The 18,706-nt window shown below is 67.4% G+C and carries 19 protein-coding genes; 15 read left to right on the top strand and 4 right to left on the bottom strand.

The window, feature by feature from the left end; all coding sequences use genetic code 11:
- The first annotated feature begins 1 nt into the window (after position 1).
- From paaE to ACEN9Q_RS22145, 9 genes are all read left to right on the top strand, one after another.
- Positions 2-1,081: a 1,2-phenylacetyl-CoA epoxidase subunit PaaE gene (paaE, locus tag ACEN9Q_RS22185; RefSeq protein WP_495626054.1), complete on the top strand. Its 1,080-nt coding sequence runs from the start codon at positions 2-4 to the stop codon at positions 1,079-1,081.
- Positions 1,082-1,097: 16 nt separating this feature from the next.
- Positions 1,098-1,889: a 2-(1,2-epoxy-1,2-dihydrophenyl)acetyl-CoA isomerase PaaG gene (gene paaG / locus ACEN9Q_RS22180; RefSeq protein WP_495626053.1), complete on the top strand. Its 792-nt coding sequence runs from the start codon at positions 1,098-1,100 to the stop codon at positions 1,887-1,889.
- Positions 1,890-1,891: 2 nt separating this feature from the next.
- A complete protein-coding gene (gene paaH / locus ACEN9Q_RS22175; RefSeq protein WP_495626052.1) occupies positions 1,892-3,430 on the top strand; it encodes a 3-hydroxyacyl-CoA dehydrogenase PaaH in 1,539 nt (512 codons plus the stop codon).
- Positions 3,420-3,857, top strand: coding sequence for a hydroxyphenylacetyl-CoA thioesterase PaaI (gene paaI / locus ACEN9Q_RS22170; protein WP_056450079.1), 438 nt, complete (start codon positions 3,420-3,422; stop codon positions 3,855-3,857). Before paaH ends, paaI begins: the two co-directional genes overlap by 11 nt.
- A gap of 16 nt (positions 3,858-3,873) precedes the next feature.
- Positions 3,874-5,187, top strand: coding sequence for a phenylacetate--CoA ligase PaaK (gene paaK / locus ACEN9Q_RS22165; RefSeq protein WP_056450080.1), 1,314 nt, complete (start codon positions 3,874-3,876; stop codon positions 5,185-5,187).
- A 12-nt stretch (positions 5,188-5,199) separates the two neighbouring features.
- Positions 5,200-6,405, top strand: a complete 1,206-nt coding sequence (gene pcaF / locus ACEN9Q_RS22160) for a 3-oxoadipyl-CoA thiolase (RefSeq protein WP_495626051.1) — start codon at positions 5,200-5,202, stop codon at positions 6,403-6,405.
- 11 nt (positions 6,406-6,416) lie between these two features.
- Positions 6,417-7,010 carry a phenylacetic acid degradation protein PaaY gene (paaY, locus tag ACEN9Q_RS22155; protein WP_495626050.1) on the top strand — a complete coding sequence of 198 codons (594 nt, stop codon included), beginning with the start codon at positions 6,417-6,419 and terminating at the stop codon, positions 7,008-7,010.
- A 147-nt stretch (positions 7,011-7,157) separates the two neighbouring features.
- The gene (gene paaZ / locus ACEN9Q_RS22150; RefSeq protein WP_495626049.1) at positions 7,158-9,203 is read left to right on the top strand and encodes a phenylacetic acid degradation bifunctional protein PaaZ; all 2,046 of its coding nucleotides are present in this window, start codon (positions 7,158-7,160) and stop codon (positions 9,201-9,203) included.
- A gap of 85 nt (positions 9,204-9,288) precedes the next feature.
- Positions 9,289-9,882, top strand: coding sequence for a cupin domain-containing protein (locus ACEN9Q_RS22145; protein ID WP_495626048.1), 594 nt, complete (start codon positions 9,289-9,291; stop codon positions 9,880-9,882).
- An 18-nt stretch (positions 9,883-9,900) separates the two neighbouring features.
- Here ACEN9Q_RS22145 and ACEN9Q_RS22140 read toward each other — a convergent pair whose 3' ends face one another.
- Genes ACEN9Q_RS22140 through argH form a run of 3 tightly spaced genes read right to left on the bottom strand, consistent with a single transcriptional unit; the run spans position 9,901 to position 12,257 of the window.
- Positions 9,901-10,572 (bottom strand): HAD-IA family hydrolase, encoded by a 672-nt coding sequence (locus tag ACEN9Q_RS22140; RefSeq protein ID WP_495626047.1) that lies wholly within the window; start codon positions 10,570-10,572, stop codon positions 9,901-9,903.
- Positions 10,569-10,814 (bottom strand): hypothetical protein, encoded by a 246-nt coding sequence (locus ACEN9Q_RS22135; protein ID WP_056450094.1) that lies wholly within the window; start codon positions 10,812-10,814, stop codon positions 10,569-10,571. The genes ACEN9Q_RS22140 and ACEN9Q_RS22135 overlap by 4 nt, the downstream gene beginning before the upstream one ends.
- A gap of 45 nt (positions 10,815-10,859) precedes the next feature.
- Positions 10,860-12,257, bottom strand: coding sequence for an argininosuccinate lyase (gene argH, locus ACEN9Q_RS22130; protein ID WP_056450096.1), 1,398 nt, complete (start codon positions 12,255-12,257; stop codon positions 10,860-10,862).
- A 314-nt stretch (positions 12,258-12,571) separates the two neighbouring features.
- Here argH and ACEN9Q_RS22125 point away from each other — a divergent pair, with 314 nt between their 5' ends.
- Both ACEN9Q_RS22125 and ACEN9Q_RS22120 read left to right on the top strand, forming a co-directional pair.
- A complete protein-coding gene (locus ACEN9Q_RS22125; protein ID WP_056450098.1) occupies positions 12,572-13,015 on the top strand; it encodes a GNAT family N-acetyltransferase in 444 nt (147 codons plus the stop codon).
- Between the two features lie 82 nt (positions 13,016-13,097).
- The gene (locus ACEN9Q_RS22120) at positions 13,098-14,315 is read left to right on the top strand and encodes a cyanophycinase (RefSeq protein ID WP_056450100.1); all 1,218 of its coding nucleotides are present in this window, start codon (positions 13,098-13,100) and stop codon (positions 14,313-14,315) included.
- Positions 14,316-14,324: 9 nt separating this feature from the next.
- Here ACEN9Q_RS22120 and ftrA read toward each other — a convergent pair whose 3' ends face one another.
- A complete protein-coding gene (ftrA, locus tag ACEN9Q_RS22115; protein ID WP_495626046.1) occupies positions 14,325-15,287 on the bottom strand; it encodes a transcriptional regulator FtrA in 963 nt (320 codons plus the stop codon).
- Between the two features lie 89 nt (positions 15,288-15,376).
- Here ftrA and ACEN9Q_RS22110 point away from each other — a divergent pair, with 89 nt between their 5' ends.
- The 4 genes from ACEN9Q_RS22110 (at position 15,377) to ACEN9Q_RS22095 (ending at position 18,568) form a co-directional block, all read left to right on the top strand.
- The gene (locus ACEN9Q_RS22110; protein ID WP_056450103.1) at positions 15,377-15,775 is read left to right on the top strand and encodes a rhodanese-like domain-containing protein; all 399 of its coding nucleotides are present in this window, start codon (positions 15,377-15,379) and stop codon (positions 15,773-15,775) included.
- A gap of 82 nt (positions 15,776-15,857) precedes the next feature.
- Positions 15,858-16,499, top strand: coding sequence for a hypothetical protein (locus ACEN9Q_RS22105; RefSeq protein WP_495626045.1), 642 nt, complete (start codon positions 15,858-15,860; stop codon positions 16,497-16,499).
- 14 nt (positions 16,500-16,513) lie between these two features.
- Positions 16,514-17,932 (top strand): IgA Peptidase M64, encoded by a 1,419-nt coding sequence (locus tag ACEN9Q_RS22100; protein WP_056450105.1) that lies wholly within the window; start codon positions 16,514-16,516, stop codon positions 17,930-17,932.
- A 96-nt stretch (positions 17,933-18,028) separates the two neighbouring features.
- Positions 18,029-18,568: a hypothetical protein gene (locus ACEN9Q_RS22095; protein WP_495626044.1), complete on the top strand. Its 540-nt coding sequence runs from the start codon at positions 18,029-18,031 to the stop codon at positions 18,566-18,568.
- The last annotated feature ends 138 nt before the right edge of the window (positions 18,569-18,706 follow it).

The raw sequence follows: 18,706 nt of genomic DNA, 5'->3' as shown, positions 1-18,706 counted from the left end.
CATGAGCAAGTTCTACCCATTGACCGTGGCGAACGTGAAGCACGAGACGCGCGACGCCATCGCTGTCACCTTCGACGTGCCCGTGCCGCTGCGTGAGGCGTTCCAGTACCGCCAGGGCCAGCACCTGACGCTGCGCGCGACGATAGATGGCGACGAGGTGCGCCGCTCGTATTCGATCTGCTCGGCCGTGCAGGACGACCGCCTGCGCGTCGCCATCAAGCGCGTGCAGGGCGGGCTATTCTCGACCTGGGCCAACGAATGCATCCGGCCCGGCGTCACGCTGGACGTGATGCCGCCGGAAGGCCGGTTCAACCTGCCGCTCGAACCGGACAGCCGCCGCCACTACCTGGCCTTCGCGGCCGGCAGCGGCATCACGCCGATCCTCTCGATCGTCAAGACGACCCTGATCGCCGAGCCGCACAGCCGCTTCACCGTGTTGTACGGGAATCGCGCAACGTCGTCCGTGATCTTCCGCGACGAGCTGGCCGAGTTGAAGGACCAGTACCTGGAACGCCTGAACCTCGTCTACGTGATGAGCCGCGAGCAGCAGGACATCGAACTGTTCAGCGGCCGCATCACGCAGGACAAATGCCGCCAGCTGTTCCAGCGCTGGCTGCGCGTGGAAGACGTCGACTACGCCTTCATCTGCGGCCCGGAAGACATGATGCATGGCGTGTCCGCCGCGCTGCAGGAAGCGGGCATGCCGAAAGAGCGCATCCGCATCGAACTGTTCGCGGCAGGCGGCGCGCAAGAGCCGCGCAAGCCGCGCCGCGAGGCGGCAAGCGAGGCGCACCACCTGACCGAAGTCACCGTGATCATGGACGGCAACCACGCCAGCTTCACGATGGACCGCGACAAGGAATCGCTCCTCGACGCCGGCCTGCGCGCGGGCATCGACATGCGCTACTCATGCAAGGGCGGCGTGTGCTCGACGTGCCGCTGCAAGGTGCGCGAGGGGCAGGTCGACATGGACGTCAACTATGCGCTGGAAGACTACGAAGTCGCGCGCGGCTTCGTGCTGAGCTGCCAGAGCTTTCCGGTGACGGACAAGGTCGTCGTCGATTTCGACGTGGTCGAATAAAAAAAAGGAGACACGCATGACCTACGAAACCATCCGGTTCGCCATCGAATCCGGCATCGCCACCTTGACCCTGAACCGCCCCGAGCGCCTGAACAGTTTTACCCAGGCCATGCACGGCGAAGTGCGCGACGCGCTGGCGCGCGTGGAACAGGACAAGAGCGTGCGCGTGCTGCTGCTGACGGGCGCCGGGCGCGGATTCTGCGCCGGCCAGGACTTGAACGACCGGGCCGTCGAGCCGGGCGCGCCGGGCGTCGACCTGGGCGAATCCGTCGAAAAATTCTATGCGCCGCTCGTGCTCACCTTGCGCAGCCTGCCGCTGCCCGTGATCTGCGCCGTCAACGGCGTGGCCGCGGGCGCCGGCGCCAACCTGGCGCTCGCGTGCGACATCGTGCTGGCCGCGAAGTCGGCCAGCTTCATCGAAGCGTTCTGCAAGCTGGGGCTGATCCCCGACACGGGCGGCACGTGGGTGCTGCCGCGCCTGATCGGGCCGGCCCGCGCGATGGGTCTCGCGCTGCTGGGCGACAAGCTGCCGGCCGAAAAGGCCGAGGAATGGGGCCTGATCTGGCGCTGCGTGGCCGACGAATCGCTGATGGACGAAGCGCTGGCGATGGCCCGCCACTTCGCGAGCGCGCCGACGAAAGGTTTGGCGTTCACCAAGCGCGCGATGCAGGAAAGCTGGACGAACACGCTGGAACAGCAACTGCAGCTGGAAGGGAACATGATGCGGGAACTGGGCTACAGCCACGATTACCGCGAAGGCGTGAGCGCGTTCATCGCCAAACGCCAGCCACAGTTCAAAGGGGAGTGAGCATGGCCGAGGGATTGGACAAGAACAGCGTCGTCGCCGTCATCGGCAGCGGTGCGATGGGCGCCGGCATCGCCCAGGTGGCGGCCGTCGCCGGGCACCGGGTGCGCCTGTACGACACCCGTCCGGAAGCCGTCGGGCAGGCCATCGCCGGCATAGTCAAGGCCCTTGCACGGCTCGTCGAAAAAGGCCGCATGGGCGCGGCGGAAGCGGATCTCGCGCGCGAACGGGTGCTGCCCATGCGCGCGCTCGACGAGGCAGCCGACGCCGCGCTGGTGGTCGAGGCGGTGGTCGAGAACCTGGACGTCAAGCGTGCCCTGTTCGCCGAACTGGAAGACATCGGGGGCCCGGGCTGCATCCTCGCCACGAATACGTCGTCGATTTCCGTCACGGCCATCGGCGCCGCACTGAAGCGCCCGGAACGCCTCGTCGGCATGCACTTCTTCAATCCGGTGCCGCTGATGGCGCTGGTCGAAGTGGTCTCCGGCGTCGCCACCGACAAGGCCTGTGCCGACACGGTCTGCGCGACGGCCGCGGCCTGGGGCAAGAACCCGGTGCATGCGCAGTCCACGCCCGGCTTCATCGTCAACCGCGTGGCGCGGCCCTATTATGCCGAGGCGCTGCGCCTGCTGCTCGAACGCGCCGCCGATCCGGCCACGATCGACGCCGTGATGCGCGACTGCGGCGGTTTCCGCATGGGTCCCTTCGAGCTGATGGACCTGATCGGCCACGACGTCAATTACGCCGTCACGCAATCCGTCTTCAACGCCTACTACGGCGACCCGCGCTTCGCGCCGTCCGTCGTGCAGCAGGAACTGGTGAATGCCGGCTTCCTGGGCCGCAAGGCCGGGCGCGGATTCTACCGCTATGGCGAGGGCGTGGCGATGCCGCAGGCGCAGGCCGAAGCGGCGCAGGCGTGCCACGAGAACGTGCGCGTGACGCATGCCGGCGCCCATCCGCTGTTCGAGGCGCTCGCGACGCGCCTGCGCGACGCCGGTATCGCAGTGACGGCGGCGGACGGCGCAGTCCCGGCCTTCCACGCGGGCGGCGCCATCTTCCTGACGGACGGCCGCAGCGCCACGCAGCGCGCGTTTGATGACGGCAACCCGGACACGATCCTGTTCGACCTGCTGCTCGACCCGTCCCAGGCCACGCGCATCGCGCTGGCGCGCGCGGACCAGTGCAGCGACGCCGCCTGGCACGCCGCCGTCGGCCTGTTCCAGAAGGCCGGCTTCACCGTGTCCCGCCTCGACGACGTGCCGGGCATGGCCGTGATGCGCACCGTCGCGATGCTGGCCAACGAGGCGCTCGATGCCGTCAACCAGGGCGTGTGCTCCGCGGCCGCCGTCGACATCGCGATGCAGAAGGGCGTGAACTATCCGCGCGGTCCGCTGGCGTGGGCCGATGCAGTCGGCCTGCGGCACGTGTTCACCGTGCTGGCCAACCTGGGCGCGGCGTATGGCGAGGACCGCTACCGCGTGTCGCCGCTGCTGCGCCGCAAGCTGGCCGCCAACCCCGACGGAGCACGCATCCATGCACGGTAATCCGCAAGCGCTGGCCGAACTGGCCGGCAAGACGATGTACGAACGCGACCCGGCCAGCCAGGCCCTCGGCATGACGCTCGACGCGATCCGTCCCGGCTACGCGCGCATGCGCATGCGGGTGCGCGACGACATGCTGAACGGCCACGGCACCTGCCACGGCGGCTACATCTTCATGCTGGCCGACAGCGCGTTCGCGTTCGCCTGCAATTCGCACAATTTGAATACCGTGGGCGCCGGCTGCACGATCGATTACCTGGCGCCCGGCCGCGCGGGCGACGTGCTCGTGGCGGAAGCGGTCGAGCAGGCGCTGTCCGGCAAGACGGGTGTCTACGACGTCGTCGTGACGGACGGGGACGGGCGCAAGGTCGCGCTGCTGCGCGGGAAGTCGCATCGCGTCGCCGGCCAGGTCGCGCCGGTCGATATGTAAAACTTGGGAGAGAACGATGGTGCAACGCATTCCGCAACCCGGCGAACTGGAGCCGATCGAGCGCGCCAGCCGCGACGAACTGCAGGCCTTGCAGCTGGAACGGCTGAAGTGGAGCCTGACGCACGCCTACGAAAACGTGGCGCACTACCGCCGCGCGTTCGATGAAGCGGGCGTGCACCCGGACGACTTGAAGACGCTGGCCGACCTGGCGAAATTCCCGTTCACGGAAAAGAAGACGCTGCGCGACAATTATCCGTTCGGCCTGTTCGCCGTGCCGCGCGAGCAGGTCGTGCGCGTGCACGCGTCGTCCGGCACGACGGGCAAGCCGACCGTCGTCGGCTACACGCGGCGCGACATCGACACGTGGGCGAACGTCGTCGCCCGTTCGATCCGCGCGGCCGGCGGCCGGCCCGGCGACATGGTGCACATCGCCTACGGCTACGGCCTGTTCACGGGCGGCCTCGGCGCCCACTACGGCGCCGAACGCCTCGGTTGCACGGTCGTGCCGATGTCGGGCGGGCAGACGGAAAAGCAGGTCCAGCTGATCCAGGATTTCAAGCCGTCGATCATCATGGTGACGCCGTCGTACATGCTGAACATCGTCGAGGAATTCCGGCGCCAGGGCCTCGATCCGGCCGCGTCGTCGCTCAAGGTCGGCATCTTCGGCGCCGAGCCGTGGACGAATGCCATGCGCAGCGAGATCGAAGCGCGCGCCGGCATCGACGCCGTCGACATCTACGGGCTCTCGGAAGTGATGGGGCCGGGCGTGGCGAGCGAATGCATCGAAGCGAAGGACGGCCCCGTGATCTGGGAAGACCATTTTTATCCCGAGATCATCGACCCCGACACGGGCGAGGTGCTGCCGGACGGGGAAGAGGGCGAGCTCGTATTCACGTCGCTCACGAAGGAAGCGCTGCCGATCGTCCGCTACCGCACGCGCGACCTCACGCGGCTCTTGCCGCCCACCGCACGCTCGATGCGCCGCATGGGCCGCATCAGTGGACGCTCGGACGACATGCTGATCATCCGCGGCGTGAACGTATTCCCCAGCCAGGTCGAGGAACTCATCCTGCAGATGCCCGCGCTGGCGCCGCACTACCAGCTCGTCGTCACGCGCGACGGCCACCTCGACGCGCTGGCCGTGCATTGCGAGCTGCGCGAAGGCGATGCGGCGGCGGACGCCGATGCGCTGGCCCGCGACCTGCAGCACCGCATCAAGACCTACATCGGCGTGACGACCGCCGTCACGCTGCTGCCGGCGCAAGGCATCGAGCGCTCGCCGACGGGCAAGGCGCGCCGCGTGGTCGACAAGCGACCCAAACACCAATGAGGAGATTCCAGCATGACTGACGCATTCATCGTCGACGCCATCCGCACCCCGTTCGGCCGCTTCGGCGGCGCCTTGTCCGGCGTGCGCGCGGACGACCTGGCCGCGCTGCCGATCGCCGCGCTCATCGAACGCAATCCCGGCGTCGACTGGTCGCAGGTCGACGACGTGCTGTACGGCTGCGCCAACGGCGCCGGCGAGGACAACCGCAACGTCGCGCGCATGGCCGCGCTGCTGGCCGGCCTGCCGCCTTCCGTGCCCGGCTCCACGATCAACCGCCTGTGCGGCTCCAGCCTGGATGCCGTCGGCAGCGCCGCGCGCGCCATCCGCGCCGGCGAGGCGAACCTGATCGTCGCCGGCGGCGTCGAGAGCATGACGCGCGCGCCGTTCGTGATGGCCAAGGCCGACAGCGCATTCTCGCGCACCGCGAAGATCGAGGACACGACGATCGGCTGGCGCTTCGTGAACCCGAAGATGAAGGCGCAGTACGGCATCGACTCGATGCCGGAGACGGCCGAGAACGTGGCGCGCGAATTCGGCATCGCGCGCGGCGACCAGGACGCGTTCGCGCTGCGCAGCCAGCAGCGCTGGGCCGCGGCGCATGCGGCCGGCGTGTTCAAGGACGAAATCGTGCCGGTGACCATCCACGGGCGCAAAGGCGAATCGCGCGTGTTCGACACCGACGAGCACCCGCGCCCGGACACGAGCCTGGAATCGCTGGCCCGCCTGAAAGGTGTCGTGGCGCCGGACGGCACGGTCACCGCCGGCAACGCGTCCGGCGTCAATGACGGCGCCTGCGCGCTGCTGATGGCGTCCGGCGCGGCCGTGGATCAATATGGCTTGACGCCGCGTGCCCGCGTCGTCGGCATGACGACGGTGGGCCTGGCGCCGCGCATCATGGGCTTCGGCCCGGCGCCCGCGACGAAGAAACTGCTGGCGATGACGGGTTTGACGATCGGCCAGATGGACGCGATCGAACTGAACGAGGCGTTCGCGTCGCAAGGCCTTGCCGTGCTGCGCGACCTGGGCCTGCCGGACGATGCCGCGCACGTGAACCCGAACGGCGGCGCCATCGCCATCGGCCACCCGTTGGGCGCATCCGGTGCGCGGCTCGTGACGGCGGCCGTCAACCAGCTGCACCGCACCGGCGGCCGCTATGCGCTGTGCACGATGTGCATCGGCGTCGGCCAGGGCATCGCCCTGATCGTGGAACGCGTGTAAGGAAGAACGACATGGTCAAGGTCTACGAGATCGACGGCCTGCGTCCCGTCGTGCACCCGACGGCGTACGTGCACCCGACGGCGGTGCTGATCGGCGACGTGATCGTCGGTCCGCGCTGCTATGTCGGGCCGCTCGCGTCGCTGCGCGGCGACTTCGGCCGCCTGATCCTGGAAGAGGGCGCCAACGTGCAGGACACGTGCGTGATGCACGGCTTTCCGGAGGACGACACGGTCGTCGAGGCGGATGGCCACATCGGCCACGGCGCCGTGCTGCACGGCTGCCGCGTGGGGCGCAATGCCATGGTCGGGATGAATGCCGTCGTGATGGACAAGGCCGTCGTCGGCAGCGAATCCATCGTCGGCGCGGCGGCCTTCGTCAAGGCCGGCATGGTCATCCCGCCGCGCAGCCTCGTGCTGGGGGCGCCGGCGAAGATCGTACGCGCCGTGTCGGACGACGAAATCGCGTGGAAGAGTTATGGCACGCGGCAGTACCACGACCTGAACGTCAGGTCGATGCGCACGATGCGCGAAGTCGAGGCGTTCACGGAACCGGAACCGGACCGGCAGCGCATCGTGTTCGATGAGCCGCACAAGCCGAAAAAGTAGCCGCGTTGATACACGCTGAACTTAGGTTCCCGCCTTCGCGGGAACGACGGTAATTTTAGGACTCGTGCTTAAGAACGTCGTCCCCGCGGAGGCGGGGACCCAAGTTAAGCATCCGAAGCCGCATACACCTGCCGAAGGAGACAAGAAATGACCCCCACCCTGCAAAGCCTGATCGCCGGCCGCTGGCTCGGCAGCCAGGCGCACCAGCCGCTGCACAGCGCCCTGGACAACCAGCTGATCTACCACACGCACGCCGACAGGATCGACTTCGGCGAGGCCGTCGCGTATGCCCGCAAGACGGGCGTGCAGGCGCTCATGCGGATGGATTTCCAGCAGCGCGCCCAGCGCCTGAAAGCCCTCGCCGCGTACCTGATGGAGCGCAAGGAAGAGCTGTACGATATCTCGCACCTGACGGGCGCCACGCGGCCGGACAGCTGGGTCGACGTCGAAGGCGGCATCGGCACCCTGTATGCGTATGCCAGCATCGGCGGGCGCGAGCTGCCGTCGTCGAACGTGCTGCACGAAGGCCCGGCCATGGCGCTCGGCAAGCGGGGCGGCTTCGCGGGCACGCACATCCTCGTGCCGCGCGGCGGCGTGGCCGTGCACATCAACGCTTTCAATTTCCCGATCTGGGGCCTGCTGGAGAAATTCGCGCCGAGCTTCCTCGCCGCCATGCCCTGCATCGCCAAGCCGGCCACCGCCACGAGCTATCTCACGCATGCGGTCGTGAAGATGATGATGGAATCGAACCTGCTGCCGGAAGGCTGCCTGCAGCTCGTCATCGGTTCGACGGGCGACCTGCTGGACCGCCTGAACGGCTTCGACGCGGTCACGTTCACCGGCTCGGCCGACACCGCGGCCAAGCTGCGCGGCAATGCGAACCTGATCCGCGAATCCGTGCCGTTCACGGCGGAGGCGGATTCGCTCAACGCCGCCATCCTCGCGCCCGACGTCACGCCGGACGACGAGGAGCTCGACCTGTTCGTCAAGGAAGTGGCGCGCGAGATGACGGGCAAGGCGGGCCAGAAGTGCACCGCGATCCGCCGCGTGATCGTGCCCGGGCACCTCGTCGACGTCGTCGGCGAGCGCCTGCGCGCGCGCCTCGCGAAGATCGTCGTGGGCAATCCGAAAGTCGAGGGCGTGCGCATGGGCGCGCTCGCGTCGCTGGACCAGCAGCGCGACGTCAGCGCGCGCGTGGAGATGCTCGCGCGCGGCACTGAAGTGCTGTTCAGCGCCCGCGACGGGTTCAATCCCGTCGGCGAAGGCGCCGCGGCCGGCGCCTTCTTCGCGCCCACGCTCCTGCTGTGCCGCAACGGGATGGATAACGACGCCGTGCACGATATCGAGGCCTTCGGCCCCGTCAGCACGATGATGACCTACCGCGACATCGACGAGGCGCTGGCCCTGGCCGCGCGCGGCAAGGGCAGTCTGGTGACGACGCTGGTCACGAAGGACCCGGCCATTGCGGCGCACGCCGTGCCCATCGCGGCGGCATCGCATGGCCGCGTGCACATCCTCGACCGCGTCGCGGCCGTCGATTCGACGGGCCACGGCTCGCCGCTGCCGATGCTCAAGCACGGCGGTCCGGGCCGCGCCGGCGGTGGCGAGGAACTCGGCGGTATCCGCGCGGTCAAACATTTCCTGCAGCGGGCGGCGGTGCAAGGGTCGCCGACGATGCTGGCCGCAGTCACGGGAGAATACGTGCGCGGCGCGGCCGTCAAGGAATCGGACGTGCACCCGTTCCGCCGCTATTTCGAAGACCTGGAGATCGGCCACTCGCTGCTGACGCACCGTCGTACCGTCAGCGAGGCCGACATCGTCAACTTCGGCGGCGTGTCGGGCGATTATTTCTACATGCACTTCGACGAGATCGCGGCGCGCGACACGCAGTTCGGCAAGCGCATCGCGCACGGCTACTTCGTGCTGTCGGCGGCGGCGGGCCTGTTCGTGTCGCCGGCACCGGGCCCTGTGCTGGCGAACTACGGCCTCGACAACCTGCGTTTCGTGGCGCCGGTGGCGATCGGCGACACGATCCGCGCGCGCCTCACGTGCAAGCGCAAGGTCGACCGCAACCGTACGGACGACCAGGGGCGCGGGCAGGGCGTGGTCGCGTGGGACGTGCAGGTAACGAATCAGAACGACGAACTCGTCGCAAGTTACGATATCCTGACGCTGGTGCAAAAACGCGGCTGAGGAGGGTCCGAAGCCGCGCGTGAAACTGAAAGGGACCTCGAAAAACCGTCGCCAGGTTTTCGACGTTCCGTGAAAGGAGTGATCCATGTCGCGGCTAGACCTGAGCAGTATTCCCGTGCTGACCGGTACCGGGTATCCCGATCCCTTTGCCGAAGCCGTCAACGGCCGCAGTCGGCAGTCGCTGGGCGATGCCGGCGGCCTGACCCAGTTCGGCGCCAACCTCGTCGAACTCCAGCCCGGCGCGGCCTCGGCGCAACGCCACTGGCACAGCCACGAGGACGAATTCGTGATGGTCGTGTCCGGCGAACTGACGCTGGTCACGGACGAAGGCGAAACCTTGATGCGCGCGGGCGATTGCGCGGCCTTTCCGGCCGGGCGGCCGAACGGCCACCAGCTCATCAACCGGGGCTGGGGCAATGCGCTGTTCCTGTGCGTCGGCTCCCGTAACCAGGAGGACCAGGCCCAGTATCCGGACATCGACCTCGTCTACAGCGGCAAGACCGACAGCTATTTTCACCGCGACGGTACGCCCTATCCCAAGCGCGACACGCGCATTTCGGCCATGCCGGCCGCAGGCGAGGGCGCGGCCATCGAAACGGACGAAAAAACGCTGGAGCCGCGCGTGTTCCGCGCCGACCACGGAGAGCAGGCCGGCGTCAGTCCGGACGAACCGCGCTAGCCAACCGCTGTTCCGCCGTCACGCGCGGCGCTGCACGCGCAGCAGGCCGTCCGCCGTCGTCGCGGCGCACAGGTCCGCATAGTCGAGGACCGCGCTCACGTTCGTCTCGAGCGGATGCGCATGCGTGACCGTCACGACGATGCTCGCCATGCCGGCCGCGGCGGCCGAGCGCAGGCCGGCCAGCGTGTCCTCGAACACGAGGCAGTCCTTCGGTTCCACGCCGAGCTTGCGCGCACCCAGCAGGAAGGGATCGGGCGCCGGCTTGCCCCGCTCGACGTCTTCGGCGGCCACCAGCACGGCCGGCCGCGGCAGGCCGGCCGCGGCGATGCGCGCTTCGGCCAGCGCCCGCGGCGCGGAGGTGACGATGGCCCAGCGCCGTGCCGGCAGGCTGGCGACGAAGGCGGCGGCGCCTTCGATGGCTTCGATCCCGGCCACGTCCTCGATCTCGGCCAGGGTGATGCGCGCGGCTTCCGCCACCGGATCGACGCCGGGCAGTTCCAGGGCGCGGATGGTGTCCTCGGTGCGCTTGCCGTGGATGGTGGGCAGGAAGGCGGCCACGTCGAGCCCGTGGCCGGCGGCCCAGTCGCCCCAGACGCGCTCGGCGGCCTTGATGGAAGTGAGGAGGGTGCCGTCCATGTCGAACAGGAAGGCGGAAAAATCGCGTTGGGGCAGGTCGGGCGTTGCGGTCATGGATCGTTCTGGTGGGTGGTAATCTTGCGTTCGTAGCGGTCGTGCGCGTGCTGGCTGATGAAGGTCGACAGTCCGCGCCCGGCCCGGGCCAGCTCGTGCATCCTGGCGATATTGGCCGCGCCGGCACTGTCTTCCGTGTAGAGATAGCGGTCGCCGTTCCTGAACTGGACGACGATCCGGCCGGCGTCGATGTCGTAGGCGACGACGCCGGATTCACGACTCTGGTTGCCGTAGCGTTGCATGGCGTCCTCCGACCGAACGGTTGTCCGGTCGGATTCTACCCATTTTTATTCCGCCAACTGGCCCCGCACGCGCGCGATGGCCGCACGCACCTGGTTCGGCGCCGTGCCGCCCACGTGGTCGCGGGCCGCGACCGAGCCTTCCAGCGTCAGCACGGCGAACACGTCCTGTTCGATCAGCGGCGAGAACTCGCGCAGGCGCTCCAGCGACATCTCCGACAGGTCGCACCCGGCGTCGTCGCACGCGCGCACGGCATGCGCCACGGCTTCGTGGGCGTCGCGGAACGGCAGGCCCTTCTTGACGAGGTAGTCGGCCAGGTCGGTCGCCGTCGCATACCCCTGCAGGGCGGCCGCGCGCATGTTCTCGGGCTTCACCGAGATGCCGGACGCCATGTCGGTGAAGATGCGCAAGGTGTCCAGCACGGTGTCGACCGTGTCGAACAACGGTTCCTTGTCTTCCTGGTTGTCCTTGTTGTAGGCCAGCGGCTGGCCTTTCATCAGGGTCAGCAGGCCCATCAGGTGGCCGTAGACGCGGCCGGTCTTGCCGCGCGCCAGTTCCGGCACGTCCGGGTTCTTTTTCTGCGGCATGATCGACGAGCCGGTGCAGAAGCGGTCGGCGATGTCGATGAAGCCCACGCGCGGGCTCATCCACGTCACCAGCTCTTCCGACATGCGCGAGATGTGCATCATCAAGACCGATGCGGCGGCCGTGAACTCGATCGCGAAATCGCGATCAGATACAGCGTCGAGCGAGTTGTGGCAGACGTCCTCGAAGCCGAGGGTCCTGGCCACGCGCAGGCGGTCGATGGGGAAGGTGGTGCCCGCCAGGGCGGCGGCACCCAGCGGCAGGCGGTTCACGCGGCGGCGCGTGTCCGCCATGCGCTCGGCGTCGCGGCCGAACATCTCCACATAGGCCAGCAGGTGGTGGCCGAACGTCACCGGCTGCGCCACCTGCAGGTGCGTAAAGCCCGGCATGATGGTGTCCGCGTTGCGTTCCGCCAGATCGGTCAGGGCGCCGCGCAGGCCTTTCAGCAGGGTCAGGATGTCGTCGATGGCGGCGCGCAGGTACAGGCGGATGTCGGTCGCGACCTGGTCATTGCGGGAGCGGCCCGTGTGCAGGCGCTTGCCGGCGTCGCCGACGAGTTCCGTCAGGCGTTTTTCGATGTTCAGGTGCACGTCTTCCAGGTCGAGCAGCCACTCGAACTTGCCGGCTTCGATTTCGCCGCGGATCTGGGCCATGCCGCGTTCGATCTCGGCGCGGTCCTCGGCGCTGATGATGCCCTGGGCGGCCAGCATCTCGGCGTGGGCGAGCGAACCCTGGATGTCGAACAGGGCCAGGCGCTTGTCGAAGAAGACGGACGCGGTGTAGCGCTTGACGAGGTCGGAGACGGGTTCGGAGAAGCGAGCCGACCAGGCTTCCGCTTTTTTGGCAAATTGTTCAGTCATGATGGGAGACGGTGAGGGGATTTTCTTGGATTCCTGATTATAAACTGTGCAGACGCGCCCCCGGCGAATCGGCACCGTTGACTTTTCCGTTGATAAACATAACGATCGGAGACGACCATGCGGGCAAGGGTACGGCAAGTGCCGGCGGATCGTGAACGTGCCGTGGCGCGTCGGGGTTGCATCGCTGCGCTTGCCGGAGCGCTATCTGCCCCGGCGCTGAGCCGATCATGCACGCACGATTGACCGAATCGTCCGCGCGGACCGGAACGGGGCTAGAATTGGTTTTTTTACCAGATTGACGGTGCGGCGTGTCCATGATTTCAACCACCAACGATTCCAGTTTCCAGGTCAGCACCGACCGGACGCGGCTCGATATTCCGATGATCTACCGCTTCCTCAGCGAGCAGTCGACCTGGGCCGTGGGTATCTCGCGTCCCGTGGTCGAGCGCTCGATCGAGAATTCGCTGTGCTTCGGCGGCTACCTCGACGATCGCCAGATCGCATTTGCGCGGGTCGTTACCGACTATGCGACCGTGGCCCACCTGGTCGACGTCTTCGTCGTTCCGGAGTACCGCGGACGCGGCTATGCCAAGCAGTTGATCCGCGTCGTGATGGAGCATCCGAGCCTGCAGCGGCTGCGGCGCTTCACCCTCAACACGAGCGACGCGCACAGCCTGTTTGCCCGCTTCGGATTCGCGCCGTCGCAACGTCCGGACAGCCTGATGGAGCGCTACTACCCGAACATATATCTTTCCTGACCGGACTCAACACGGCGACAGTCCTCTAGAATCAGTCTTACGATCTGTCCGTCGGTTCAATGTTGAATCTGGGAAGGATTTTATGGTTCGCTCCGCGCTGCGACTTCTGCTGGCCGTGCTGCTGCTGGCCGGCGCGCCCTGGTGCGCCGCCGTCGACGCGGCGCCGCCCAAGGGATCCCTCGTCATCATCGGCGGGAATCTGCGTCCCGCGAATGGCCCCGTGTGGGAACGCATCATCCAGCTGGCGGGCGGCAAGGGCGCGCGCATCGCCGTGTTCGCGTCGGCGTCGGGGATGCCCGAACGGTCCGGCAAGAGCCTCGTCGAACGCCTCGACAGCTATGGCGCCAAGGCGTTTTTCGTACCCGTCGCCGTCAAGCTGTCCGGCAGCGACTACCAGGCCGCGGCCGACGATCCGGGCCTGGCCGAAGCCGTGCGCGGCGCGAACGGCGCGTTCTTCGCCGGCGGCGACCAGAGCCGCATCACGCGCGCGCTGCGCCACGAGGACGGCAGCAATACCCGCGTGCTCGATGCCCTGTGGGACATGTACCGCGGCGGCGGCGTGATCGCCGGCTCCAGCGCGGGCGCCGCCATCATGAGCAGCACGATGTTCGGCCGGCCCAAGGCCGTGCTGGCCACGCTCAAGCTGGGCGTGGCGGAGGGGCAGGAGATCATGGACGGGCTCGGCTTCATCGGCGACGACGTGTTCATCGACCAGCACCTGCTCGTGCGCGGCCGCTTCGCGCGCATGCTGCCCGCCATGCTCAAGAAGGGCTACAAGCTGGGGCTGGGCATCGACGAGGACACGGCGATGGTCGTGCTGCCCAGCCGCGACGTCGAGGTGATCGGCTACAAGGGCGCGCTCGTGCTCGACCTGGCGGATGCGACCGTGCACGAAGGCGCGTTCAACGTGACCAACGTGCGCGTCAGCTACCTCGACAACGGCGACCGCTTCAACATCGCCACGCACGAATACACGCCGTCCGAGGACAAGGCCGACGGCAAGCTCGACCCGTCGCGGCCGTACTACCGCGAGCCCCTGTTCACCGCCGACATCCTCGGCAACAGCACCGTCGTCGACCTGATGAGCAAGCTGATCGACAGCGACCAGCCGGACGCCATCGGCATCACGCTCGGCAGCCCGAACGGCGTCCAGCCCGATCTCGGCTTCGAATTCCGCTTCACCCGCACGGACGACAGCGTCGGCTACCAGTCGGCGTCCATGGAAACCTATTCGATCTACAACATGCGGCTGGACATCCGGCCCATCCTCATCCGCCGCCCGCTGTATCAGTACAAATAGCCGGCCTAGCTAGGCCGGCGCCCGCTCGCCGCCGCGCTTGCGGTAGCGCCCGGGCGGCGCCAGGCCGTGCGCGCGGAAATGGCGCCGCAGCGATTCGGCCGAGCCGAGCCCGGCCAGATCCGCGATCGCATCGATGGCAAGCTGGGGCCGCGACTCGAGCAATTGCGCGGCCAGGGCGATGCGTTCGCGCACGAGCCAGCCGAGCGGCGCCAGGCCTGTCCTTTCCTTGAACCTGCGCTGGAACGTGCGCGTCCCGAGGCATGCGGCGGCCGCCATCGAGGCCACCGTATGGTCGGCGCGGATGTTTTCGCGTACCTGGTCCATGAGGCGGGCGATGGTGTCCGTACCGGCGTCGGGGAGAGGACGCGCGACGCGCTGCGCCTGGTCGCCGTCGCGGTGGGCCGGGATCACGAGGCGTTGCGCGACCTTGTTGGCGACGTCCGCGCCGAAGTCGGACCGCACCAGATGCAGCAGCATGTCGAGGCCGGCCGCGGAACCGGCCGACGTGACGATGCGCCCGGCGTCGACGTACAGCGCGTCGGGATCGATCGCGACGCCGGGAAAGCGGGCGCGCATGTCGTCCAGGTAGTGCCAGTGCGTGGTCGCCACGAGGCCATCGAGCAGGCCGGCGTAGGCAAGCACGTACGCGCCCGTGCAGATCGAGCAGATGCGCGCGCCCCGTGCATGCGCCGCGCGCAGGGCGTCGACGAGGGGCGCCGGCGGCGCATCCGCCAGATCGCGCCAGCCGGGAATCACGATCGTGTCGGCCCGCGCAAGCGCGTCGAGGCCGTGCGGCACCTGCACGGTCAGGCCGCCCCTGGCACGCAGGGGACCGGGCTCGATGGCGCAGACCGTATGGCTGTACCAGCGCACGTCCAGCTCCGGACGCTCCAGGGTGAACAGCTCGATGGCGCAGGCGAATTCGAAGGTGCACAGGCCATCGTAGGCAATGATGGAGACGTGATGGGACATGGCGCAATGTTACCAATTTCTGTCACGCAAGGTACTGTCGCTGGCGTGCGGGCGCTGCGACACTGGCGGCTCACTGACAGGAGAGACCCATGACTTCATCCGTATCCACCATCCCCGCGGCATCCGGCGAGCGCGCGATGGTCCACTTCGGCACCGCTTTCGAATTCGAGACGGATTGCTGGGACGTGTACGATGCGATCGCCAGTGGAACCCAGGATTTTGTCCTGTTCGACGTGCGCAGCCCCGACCTGTATGCGCGCGGCCATGTGCCGCAGGCGATCAACATGCCACACGGGAAGATCGTCGAGGCAAAGCTGCGCGATTATCCGCTGGACACCTTGTTCGTCGTTTATTGCGCGGGCCCGCATTGCAATGGTGCGCACCGCGCGGCGTACCGGCTGGCGAAGCTGGGGCGCCCCGTGAAGCTGATGATCGGCGGTATCACGGGATGGATCGACGAGGGGTTCGAGTTGTTGACGGGGCCATGATCGGCACGACAAGGTTTTGTTGATTGTCAGTAAGCCAAACCTGCGCTAGATTGCACGTTTATTTCTTTCGCAGGGTATGACCATGCACTTCGAAGTTCCGAAATCAAAGCGCCTGAAGGAATTCGGCGGCGAATACGTGATGATCGTCATCAGTATCCTGACCGCCCTGGCGCTCGAGCACACCTTCCAGGCATTTGACCACCGGCAGCTCGCCCACGAGGCCAGCGAGAAGATCGAGGCCGAATTGCGGGCCAACGCCAGGGAAATCAATGACGTGCTCGCGCATAACGAGCGCGATCTGGCGCAGGTCAAAAAGGTTCGTTCCGAACTGCTGCAGGGCATCCGCGACAAGGTGGCCGACGATGCGTTGATGGCGCGCTTCCAGACGGACTGGAAGCCGGGACTCGTTCTCAGCATCACGGTGCCGTCGCTGCGTCACGAAGCGTGGGATGCCGCCGTGGCCAACCAGGCCGTCACGTGGATGGCCGACGAGCAGTTGCAACGCTATGTGACGGCCTATGCCGATATCCGCGACGTGCAGGCGCTGTCGACCGGCGGCGGCACGCATTTCGTCGACGGTCCGCGCATGACGGACATGATGAGCGACCTGGAAATCGGCACGGCGACGCCGCACGAGATGCTCAAGGCGCTGACCCAGGTGCGCAGCGCCTATGCCAGCATCGACGGCAATCTGCAAAGCTTGCTGAAGGACCTGCCGAAATGAAGAATCGAGACCTCATGTACCGATCGATATTGCGCCTGCTGGCCGCCTGGGCCTTCCCGGCGCTGGCCCTTGCCCAGGCAACCCAGCCCGCCACCGTCCGCCTCGACTACATCCACAGTGGCAACGCGCTGTCCGAACAGTACGCCATCGAGCGCGTGCTGATCGAACCGCTGCCGTGGCCGGGCGACATGGCGCGCCCGTTCGACGACACCAACCGCGGCAACAACCGCGTCGAGGTGGCCGATGCGAAGACGGGCGACCTGCTGTATTCGCGCGACTTTTCCACCGTGTTCGGCGAGTGGAAGTCGACCGCGGAAGCCAACACACTCAGCCGCGGCTTCCACGAATCCGTGCGCTTCCCGAAGCCGGACCGCCCGGTGCGCGTGCGCATCCTGAAGCGCGACGAGCGCAACCAGTTTTCCGTTGCGTGGAGCGTCGACGTCGACCCGGATGCGCAGGACGTCGTGCGCGCGCAGGGACCGGCGCCGGCAAAGCCGATTCCGATCCGGGTCAGCGGCCCGTCGCCGCACAAGGTCGACCTGCTCGTGCTGGGCGACGGCTATACGCAGGCCGAGATGCCGAAATTCGAGGCCGCCGTGCGCCGCCTGGCGCAACACCTGTTCGAGGTGTCGCCGTTCAAGGAGCGCGCGAACGATTTCAACGTGTGGGCGCTGGCGGTGCCGACGCAGGAATCGGGGGTGTCGCGGCCGTCGACGGGCGTGCACCACGCATCTGCATTGGGCACGCGCTACGACATCTTCGGCAGCGAACGCTATGTGCTGACCCTCGACAATCGTGCGCTGCGCGACATCGCCCAGTACGCGCCCTACGAATTCATCGAGATCCTCGTCAACAACGATACGTATGGCGGTGGCGGCATCTTCGGCCAGTTCAGCACGGCGGCGGCGAATAACGACTGGGCCAACTACCTGTTCGTGCACGAGTTCGGCCACCACTTCGCCGGCCTGGCGGACGAGTACTACACGTCGCCCGTCGCCTACCAGTCCAGCGGCGCGCGCATGGAGCCGTGGGAGCCGAACGTGACGGCGCTGCGCGATCCGGCCCACCTGAAATGGAAGAAGTACGTGCAGGCGGGCACGCCGCTGCCGACGCCGTGGCCCAAGGCCGAGTACGAAGCGTATTCGCGCGCGTACCAGAAAAAGCGCGCGGCGTTGCGGGCGGCGAACCGGCCGGAAGCGGAGATGAACGCGCTGTTCCGGGACGACCTGGCGCACACGAACGCCTTGTTCGCGCAAGCCAGGTACCGCAAGGCGATCGGCGCGTTCGAAGGGGCGAATTACGAGGCGACCGGCTATTACCGTCCGGCCATGCAGTGCATCATGTTCGACCGCAGCGAGCAGTTCTGTCCGGTCTGCCAGGACGGCATCAGCGACATCATCGACCTGTACGCCGGCCCGGCCAGCAAGCGGTAATCGCGTAACGCTTCGCCTGGGTGCGCTCCCGAACAGATATACGGGGGCGCCCCTCCTATCCTCGTTTCGACATGCACCATACGAAACGGGACCATCATGAACAAATTCCTCTCCACCCTCGCGTGCGCCCTGCTGGCTTCGTCGGCCTGGGCGCAGACCACTGCCGGCACGCCGCCGATCGGCCAGGCCGTATCCGGCAACAACACCACCGCCGCGGGCGTGTCCGGCACCGGCCTGCGCACGGACGGCACGGCAAATACGCGCTCGAAGCACGGCGACACGGGACGGCAGGCGGCCGGCGTCGACCGCGCGGGCAGGGTCGTCGGCAAGAGCACGGCCGTGATCAACCCGGCGCGAGGCAAGGCCGACAATGTGAATGCCCAGGCGACCAACACGACGGCGCCCGACAGCACGGCGGCCGACGCGCCGGCCACCGGCGGACGCGGCGCGCCGGGCACGAAGGCCGAAAGCGAAGTCATGAAGGCGAACGCGCGCGCCGTGAAGGACGTGCCGGGCAGCCGCATGAAGACGGAAAGCTCGTCCAGGGCGACCGAGAAGAAACGCGCCGAATCGAAGCGCAAGGGCGCCGCGAAAGCGGCCGCACGCGCGCACGGGACGGACGGCAGCGGTTCTTGATGGCAGAAAGATCTGGTCACAAATTGGATGACGTCCGGTATGTACTGCGTGCGCTGGCGAACAGAGCGCCGGACCGCCGAAGCCTATTCTGATGGCTCGAGTTAACAAAAACATACGGCGCGTCGTTGCGCCTTCTCA

The organism is Massilia sp. Masssp93, assembly GCF_059491295.1.
The sequence above is the reverse complement of the archived record's forward strand: the minus strand, read 5'-3'. Positions and strand labels throughout refer to the sequence as shown.